This window comes from Streptomyces sp. NPDC029296 (assembly GCF_055569255.1).
The window spans coordinates 27998-35978 of record NZ_JBVHXT010000062.1 but is presented as its reverse complement, the minus strand read 5'-3'; the positions used below and the strand labels follow the sequence as shown (position 1 = coordinate 35978).

The window sequence follows — 7981 nt, the reverse complement described above, 5'->3', positions numbered from 1 at the left end:
TCGGCCCCCCCCCCCCCTCCTCTCCCCCACCCCCCCCCCCCCCCCCCCCCCCCGAACCCCCCCCCCCCCCCCCCCCCCCCCCCCCCCCCCCCCCACCCCCCCCCCCACGACCGCGTACGAGTACGTGCCAGAGGGTGGGTGCGACGACGGCAGCCGACGTGCCGAGCCGGCCTGCCCCCTCCGCGCGCCCGCGCCGGGACGAACCGGGGACGGCGGGCGGCCATCGGGCGACCCGGACCCAGCCGCGCGCCCGGGGCTCCTCGCAGTTCGTCCGGACACCGTGTTCCTCTCGTGCGACGGCCGCGGGGCGTCCCCCTCGGCCGGCCCACCACGAGCTCGCGGCGAAACGCACCCTCGGCCCTCCGGACATGGCGCCGCCCGCATGCCCCGCGCCTTCTCCGCGCGCCTGCCGCACGCCGGGGAGACGCGGCAGCGGAACACGTCGACCCCCACCCCGGAGGGCCGGTACACCATCAAGAACGTCGCCCTCGCCGGGTCCCGCCCCGGAGGTCACGCGGGCACTTCCGTCACGGTCCCTCGCCAGTCCCCGGCGACAACGCCGCCCAGCCGGCCGACCCACCGGTCGCCGCATCGAGATGAGGCCCCATGAACCGACACGCAACCAGCGCCCGCGCGGTCGCCGTGGCCCTGCTCGCCACCGGCCTCGCCGCCGCCCCGGCAGCCGCCGCTCCCGGTGCCACCGGGGCGAAGGCCCGTGTCGGCGCCGACTGGGCGACCCAGTCGATCGCCTTCACCGCCGCCGCGGGGCAGGCCAACGACCTCCACGTGATCCCCATGGACCTCGGCGCCGGGGTCCGGCGGGTCGGCTTCCGCGACGCGGTGCCGCTCGAACCCGGCGACCACTGTGCGTACCTCGAGCCCGGGGACGACACCTTCGTGGTCTGCGAACTGCCCACCGACAGCCCCCGGCCGGACAGGATCGATGTCTTCCTCGGCGACCAGGACGACACGATCGTCACCAGCGACCCCGCGGTCGGCACCGTGCGCGGCGGCTCCGGCGACGACGAACTGCACGCGCACACCGCGCACACGGTGCGGGGCGACGCGGGGGACGACATGGTCATGGGGCGCGTGGTCCTGGACGGCGGCGACGGCATGGACCACTTGATGGGCGACGACAGCGGCCAGCGGTTGTGGGGCGGCCGGGGCGACGACATGATCGAGGCGTACGGCGGTGCGGACACCGTGTACGCCGGCCCGGGCGACGACCACGCCATGGGCGGGGACGGCCGCGACATCGTCCTCGGCGGCCCCGGCGACGACGCGCTGTACGGCGAGGACGGCGACGACCTGGTCAGCGGCGGCCCCGGAAAGGACACCGTCGAAGGCGGCCCGGGCCGCGACGTCGTCCTCCGGTAGGCACTTCCCCCTCTGTCGCGCGACCGTGACCGCGCGGGCCGGCGTCGGCGACCCGGCAGACCCGGAGGCCACCCCCCACCGCGCGCTCGCCACCCTGCCCGCCTTCCCACCGCCACGACCGGACGTCCACCACCCCCCGCCTCGTCAACCACCAAGGGTGGATACCCCCGTACACCCGCGTCATCGGCCACGCCGGCAACGAATCACTCCGGCTTCCCGGTGTCCGAACCGATGACGCGTGCTCGCGCAGGGCACGGCCGCCGGCCCGTCCGAAGACTCCCGCGATCGCGGACGCCGGATTCACCACCCGGTGCGCGCGGGAAACGGCCTGCGAAGTGCCGTAGGCCGTCAACGCCGATGCGAAATCCCGCCGGTGCGGATTTTGTCGTTGATCGACAGGGTGAGCGGCCGGATCAATGGGGCGCATGCGTACCGTTTGACCGCCCTGGGTGTTCCGCGAGGCGCCGCATTACCGCCCGCCGGCCCTGAGGGCCTGCCCGGCCATGCGCCGCAGGTGCAATCCGGCCAGTCCCGTCGACGCCGACATGCTTGGCGCCAGACTCCGCCGGGACAACTCACTCGGCGAAGGAAGGGTTGGCTCCGGGAAGAGCTGTCGGCGGCGGCACCGGCCGTACGCCCGGCGAGGGATGAGCCCGTGACCGGAATCAATCGCGCGGTTCCCGCCGATGTCCGGCGGCCGTTCGAGGCGGCGGGCGGGCATGCCGCCGATGTGTGCCAGAGCCGGGACGACCTCGGCGCCGACGAAGAAATGGCCGGTGGTTCCCGGGCCGCGCACATGCGGTGCTCATGAGGCGACAGCGGTGACCGGCCGGCATTTAGGCGACATAGCCCCTTTTGTTAAGTGGGCCGTTTCTCGTCAACCCCCGCCGGATCCACAGGCTCCGATTCCTTGTCAAGAGGTAGGTTCGGCCAGAGTATCCAAACCCTTGACGATCACATGTAACTAAGATCACATTTATCTACGGCGAGGTCCGGACAGACATCAATCATGTAACGATGTAGTGCGACTTCGGGCCACGTTGGACTGGTGGATTCGGCCATCTACACAATGGAGCCATTGTGTCCGAAAAGAAGAACCAGTATCCCTCGCCAAAACATTCGGAATTCGGCACGACGCTGGTGGACTTGTTCTCCAGGGCAGCTCTGGAAATGCCCGACCGCACGGCTCTCCATATCGACGACGAAAAGTTCTCGTACGGCCTCCTCCATTCCTGGGCCGAGGGTCTCGCGGATCTTCTTCACGACGCCGGCGTCCGGAAGGGCGATCGTGTCGCACTGCGCATGCCGCCGGGTGCGAACGCGATCGCCGCCATGCTGGGAATCCTCCACGCCGGCGCCGCCTACGTTCCGCTCGACATTCGCAACCCACCCGCTCGCAACGCTTTTATCGTCACCGACAGCCAGGTGGTCGCGCTGGTGGGAGACCCCGGGGACATTCCCGAATACACGGGGCCGCTCATCACCGAGGAGAACGTGGCAGCGCTGCGGGACCGCGAAGCGATCAAGGACGCCGGGCCCGAGCGTCCCGGGCCGCAGGACGTCGCCTACATCATCTACACCTCCGGCACCACGGGACGCCCCAAAGGGGTCCCCGTCCGGCACGGCAATGTCACCGCTCTCTTCGAGGCCTCCTCCCGCCTGTTCTCCTTCTCCGCCGACGACCGTTGGCTGCTCTTCCACTCCATGGCCTTCGACTTCTCGGTCTGGGAGATCTGGGGTGCGCTGAGCACCGGCGCGGAGCTGGTCGTCCTGCCGTACTGGACAGCCCGCACCCCCGTCGAGACCGCCCGAGTCGTACGCGACCGGGGGATCACGGTGCTGAACCAGACGCCGACCGCCTTCGGCGCGCTGACGACAGCCGTCCTGGGCGAGGGCATCGACCTGCCGGAACTGCGCTACGTCGTCTTCGGCGGCGAGAAGCTCACGCCCGCCGTGGTACGCCCCTGGGCCAAGCGTTTCGGCCTGGATCGGCCGCACCTGATCAATATGTACGGCATCACCGAGACCACGGTGCACGCCACGTTCCACCGGCTGACCGAGGACGACCTGGCAGCGGAGGACTCGGTCATCGGCCGGCCGCTGCCCGGCTTCTCCCACCGGATCGTCACCGACGACGGTCGGGACGCCGCACCGGGCGAGCCGGGTGAACTGTGGCTGGCCGGTCCGCAGGTGAGCGAGGGGTATCTCAACCGGCCCGAACTCACCGCCGAACGCTTCACCACCGGTCCCGCGCAGGACGGCGGTGCGCCGCCGCCGCGCTACTACCACTCCGGTGACCTGGTCAGCCGGCGAGCCGGGGGCGACCTGGTCTACCAGGGCCGAGCCGACCTGCAAGTGAAACTCCGAGGCCATCGCATCGAACTCAGCGATGTCGAGGCCGCGGTGCGTACGCACCCCGCGGTGGTCGACGCGGTGGTGTGGGTGCACGAGTTCGCACCGGGCGACAGCCGCCTGGTGTGCGCCTACACAGCACAGGCCTCCGAGGAGGGCACGGGACCCGACGCCCGTGCGCTGCGCGCCCATGTGAAGACAGTCCTGCCGTCGTACATGCAGCCCTCGCAGTATCTGGCGCTGCCCGAGCTGCCGCGCACGATCAACGGAAAGGCCGACCGGGCCTCCGTGGCCCGAGCCTTCGACGAAAGGAGATGACGAGATGTCGGAAACCCTGAGCCACAGTCCGAAGGCGGGGAGCACCGAGGAGGTGCAGCGGCTGACCCTGGAGTGGGTCGCCGAACTGCTGGAAGATCCCGAGGTGCGTCCGGAGGACAACTTCCTGGACCTCGGCGGGCACTCCATGCTCGCCCTGCAGCTGAGCCAGCGGGCGAAGGACAAGTTCGGCGCCGAATACGACATCAAGGTGCTCTTCGAGTCGAGCATCGCGGAGGCCGGCGCCGACCTCGCCGCCCGCACGGTCACCAGCTGAATCGTTTCCTCACAACTCCGACGCAGCAACGCTCGCACGGCGTACCGGCCACATCGAAGGGTGAGAACGCATGAGCACCAGTGAGCAGACGGACTTCCGACTCGGAGCCGAAGAACTCGAGAAGTTCGAGCGCGACGGCTTCATCGGCCCCATCAAGATCTACGAGCCGGAGGAAATGGAGGAGCGGTGGAACACCATCCGGCGCCAGCTGCCGGACCGCTCCCGCGCCATCTACCCCGATGACGCGCTCGGCGCTGTCACCAACATCTCCAACTACGACCGCCACCTCGACGTCGACCTGCTCTCCGAGCACATCATGAGGGAGGAGATCGTCGACCGCGTGGTCTCCATCCTGGGGCCGGACGTCCTGTGCTGGCGCACGGAGTTCTTCCCCAAGTACCCGGGTGACGAGGGGACCGACTGGCACCAGGCGGCGACGTTCGCCAACGCCAGCAAGAAGCCGCAGATCATGTGGCCGTCCGAGGAAGGCCGGCCCGCTTTCGGCGGCACCATCACCGTGTGGACCGCTTTCACCGACTCGACGCTGGAGAACGGCTGCCTCCAGCTCATGCCCGGCACCCACAAGCACATGAACTACGACGAGTCGCTGGCCATGGACTACGACCCCAACGCCATCAACAGCCGTGAGAAGGACGGCGTCAAGCGTGGCTTCTTCGGCTACGACTACCGTCAGCTGCAGAAGGACCCGAACTGGAAGCCCGATGAATCACAGGCATTCCCGCTGGTGATGAAGAAGGGCGAGTGCGTGATCTTCTGGTCGACCCTGATGCACGCCTCGCTGCCCCACACCGGCAGCAACAAGGACTACCGCATGGGCTTCGCCGCCCGTTACGTGCCCACCCAGGTGCACGTCTACCCGGGGACGGAGACCGTGGCGGAGTACGGCGGCGGTATCCCGCTGGACAAGTACGGCGCCGTCGTCGTCGCCGGTGAGGACAAGTACGGCATCAACCGCATCGCCAAGGAAAGCCAGACGGGTTACGTCTTCTCTCCGCGGCGCTTCTGAGGGTCTGTGATATTGCTGGGGCGGGCCCGCCGGACGGGCCGCCCCAGCACACCATCAACTGACTTCCCCGGAGACTTCGTTGCAGCGCCACATCTACCTCAAGGACACGTACCGGTTCACCGTCACCACGCGTGTGGTCGATGCGGGAAGCGGTGAGCTCGGGTACTGGCTCACCTTGCAGGACAACATCTTCCACCCGCAGGGCGGCGGTCAGCCGAGCGACGTGGGAACGGTCGACGAGACTGCGGCGCGTCCCTTCAAGGCGCCCGGGACGGACGAGCACGTCGTACGCCTCTCGTGCGAGCGGCCCTTCACGATCGGCGACGAGGTCACCAGTGCCATCGACCCCGAGGCACGCCGCCGCCACGCGGCCCTCCACACCTGCGGTCACGTCGTGGACGGGTTCGTGCGGCAGCTCGGCTTCCGCCACCGGGTGAGCAACCACTTCCCCGGGCAGGCGCGCATCGAGTTCGACGCCGGCGAGGGGGACAAGCCCGACCTCCAGCAGCTGGCGGCGACGGTGGAGGAACGCACCCGGCAGGCCATCGAGGCCGATCGCAAGGTGTACGCGACCGAGCAGGGCGACCGGCGCATCATCGGCATCGACGGCCTGCAGGAGGACCCGTGCGGCGGCACCCACGTCGGCTCGCTCGGACAGCTCACCGGCTTCTCACTGCGTTCGGTCAAGATCAAGGGCGGCGTCCTGAAGGTGGGGTACGTCGTTGAGCACGTCTGACCGTGCCGCGAAGAGCGTCGCCGAGGCGGGAGCCCTCGAGGAAGCCGTCCCCGCCGGCCCGGCCCCGGCGGCACCCGGCGCGCGCCCGGCCAGGACCTGGCTCAGCGACATCGGCGTGCTGGGCGTGGCGATCGTGTGGGGCTCCACCTACGTGGCGATGCAGTGGTCGGGGCAGTTCATCTCCGTCCCGGCCTTCCTGTTCTTACGCTTCGCGATGGGCGCCTTGGTCATCACGGTCCTGTCCTTGCGCGTATGGCGTGGGGTCACCCGCGAGGAAGTGTCGCTGGGCGTCCTGTTCGGGTGCCTGCTCTTCGGCATCCTGTCCCTGGAGACCCTGGGCGTCCGCTACACCTTGGCATCCAACGCCGGCTTCCTGATCTCCTTGTCGGTGATGCTGGTCCCGCTGATCGAGCGGGTCTTCCTGCGGGTGCGGGTCGCCCGGAGCATCTACCCGCTCACGCTGCTGTCCCTCGCGGGGTGCGCGCTGCTCACCCTGGACCAGGGGTTCTCGGTACGGAGCGGTGACCTGATCATCCTGGCGGCCGCCGTCATCCGGGCCGCGCAGATCGTGCTCTTCGGTTCCCGGTCCAAGGGCCGCGAGGTGTCACTGATCCGGGTAACCGGTATCGAGCTGTGGGTGGTCGCGCTCGGCGGGCTGCTGCTGTCGCTCGTCCAGCCGGAGCGGTCCTGGCACGAGATGACCCATCTGCCGGGCGACGCATGGCTGGTCATCGCGTACCTGGGCGTGGCCGGCACGGCGTTCGCGTTCCTCACCCAACTGCACGCCGCGCGCGTGTCGAGCCCCACTCGGGTGGGCCTGGTCCTGTCCACCGAGCCGTTCTTCGCCGCGGTCTTCGCGGTCGTATTGCTCAGCGAACACCTCGGTCCGGCCCAATTGGCCGGAGGAGCGCTGGTGCTGCTGTCGGCCTATCTGGGACGTTGGGTCGATGCCCGGCGGCGCTCATCCCCACCCGCATCGGAGGTCACGGAGTGAGTCGCTACCCGCTGGTCATGCTCCACCATTCGGGCGGGACCGCCCGCGTCTTCGACGGGCTCGTCCGATCGCTCCCGGCCTGGATGGAGCCGGTCCCGCTGGAACTGCCGGGCCGGGGCCGCCGCTGGCGGGAGGAACCGGTCCACACCGCCGAGGACGCGGTGAGCGACCTCGTCGAGCGGCTGGCGGACGCCGGTGTGACGGGAGAGTTCGCGGTCTTCGGTCACAGCATGGGCGCCTATCTCGGTCTGTCGCTGGCCGCGAGACTGGAACAGACCCCGGGACGGACACGCTGCTCGGTCCTGTTCGCCTCCGCGAACCTCGGTCCCCTGCGCGCACGGCCGCTCTTCGAAGGCGATCCGCTCGATGCCGACGACGAGGAGGTCCTGCGCGTCGCGGCCCGCTTCGGGGGGCCGGAACCGCAGATCCTGGAGAACGCGCAGCTGCGTGAGCACGCGGTGCGACTCCTCAGGGCGGACTTCGCCGTGTGTGATTCCTTCGTGCGTACCATGCGGCGTACGACGACGGAGAGCCATCTGGTGGTGTGCTGCGGGGCGGACGACCTCTTCTCCGACGAGCAGTTGGACGCATGGCGGCTGAGTTCCGCGGCGGACACGGAGATCGTGCGTTTCCCCGGCGACCACTTCTACGTCGCCGACCAGGCGGAGGCGGTGGCCCGGGCCGTCGCCGCGCGGCTGCCGGACGCATCGGCCGGGCCGGTCGCCGCCCCGGCGGCGGGCGGGGAAGTCTCCTCCCGCTGAGGAAAGGGACTCCGGGCCGGGGGGGGGGGGGGGGGGGGGGGGGGGGGGGGGGGGGGGGGGGGTGGTTTGGGGGGGGGGGGGGGGGGGGGGGGGGGGGGGGGGGGGGGGGGGGGGGGGGATGGGGGTGGGGGGGGGGGGG

At 70.1% G+C, this 7981-nt stretch carries 7 protein-coding genes; all 7 read left to right on the top strand.

Translation table 11 applies throughout. The features are described 5' to 3' along the window. The first annotated feature begins 606 nt into the window (after nucleotides 1-606). The 7 genes from ACZ4W9_RS37130 to ACZ4W9_RS37100 all read left to right on the top strand — a co-directional run bounded on the left by ACZ4W9_RS37130 (nucleotide 607) and on the right by ACZ4W9_RS37100 (nucleotide 7842). On the top strand, nucleotides 607-1380 hold the full coding sequence (locus ACZ4W9_RS37130) for a calcium-binding protein (RefSeq protein ID WP_467943467.1): 774 nt from the start codon (nucleotides 607-609) through the stop codon (nucleotides 1378-1380). Between the two features lie 1080 nt (nucleotides 1381-2460). Then, complete coding sequence (locus ACZ4W9_RS37125; RefSeq protein WP_467943465.1) at nucleotides 2461-4050, top strand: amino acid adenylation domain-containing protein; 1590 nt, start codon at nucleotides 2461-2463, stop codon at nucleotides 4048-4050. Between the two features lie 4 nt (nucleotides 4051-4054). After that, entirely contained in the window at nucleotides 4055-4324 is a 270-nt protein-coding gene (locus ACZ4W9_RS37120) for a phosphopantetheine-binding protein (protein WP_467943463.1), read from the top strand. A gap of 70 nt (nucleotides 4325-4394) precedes the next feature. Then, a complete protein-coding gene (locus ACZ4W9_RS37115) occupies nucleotides 4395-5351 on the top strand; it encodes a chlorinating enzyme (protein ID WP_467943459.1) in 957 nt (318 codons plus the stop codon). A gap of 79 nt (nucleotides 5352-5430) precedes the next feature. Continuing rightward, a complete protein-coding gene (locus ACZ4W9_RS37110) occupies nucleotides 5431-6087 on the top strand; it encodes an alanyl-tRNA editing protein (protein WP_467943457.1) in 657 nt (218 codons plus the stop codon). After that, the gene (locus ACZ4W9_RS37105) at nucleotides 6074-7081 is read left to right on the top strand and encodes a DMT family transporter (RefSeq protein WP_467943455.1); all 1008 of its coding nucleotides are present in this window, start codon (nucleotides 6074-6076) and stop codon (nucleotides 7079-7081) included. Before ACZ4W9_RS37110 ends, ACZ4W9_RS37105 begins: the two co-directional genes overlap by 14 nt. Nucleotides 7082-7098: 17 nt before the next feature. Continuing rightward, a complete protein-coding gene (locus ACZ4W9_RS37100) occupies nucleotides 7099-7842 on the top strand; it encodes a thioesterase II family protein (protein ID WP_467943453.1) in 744 nt (247 codons plus the stop codon). Nucleotides 7843-7981 lie beyond the last annotated feature (139 nt).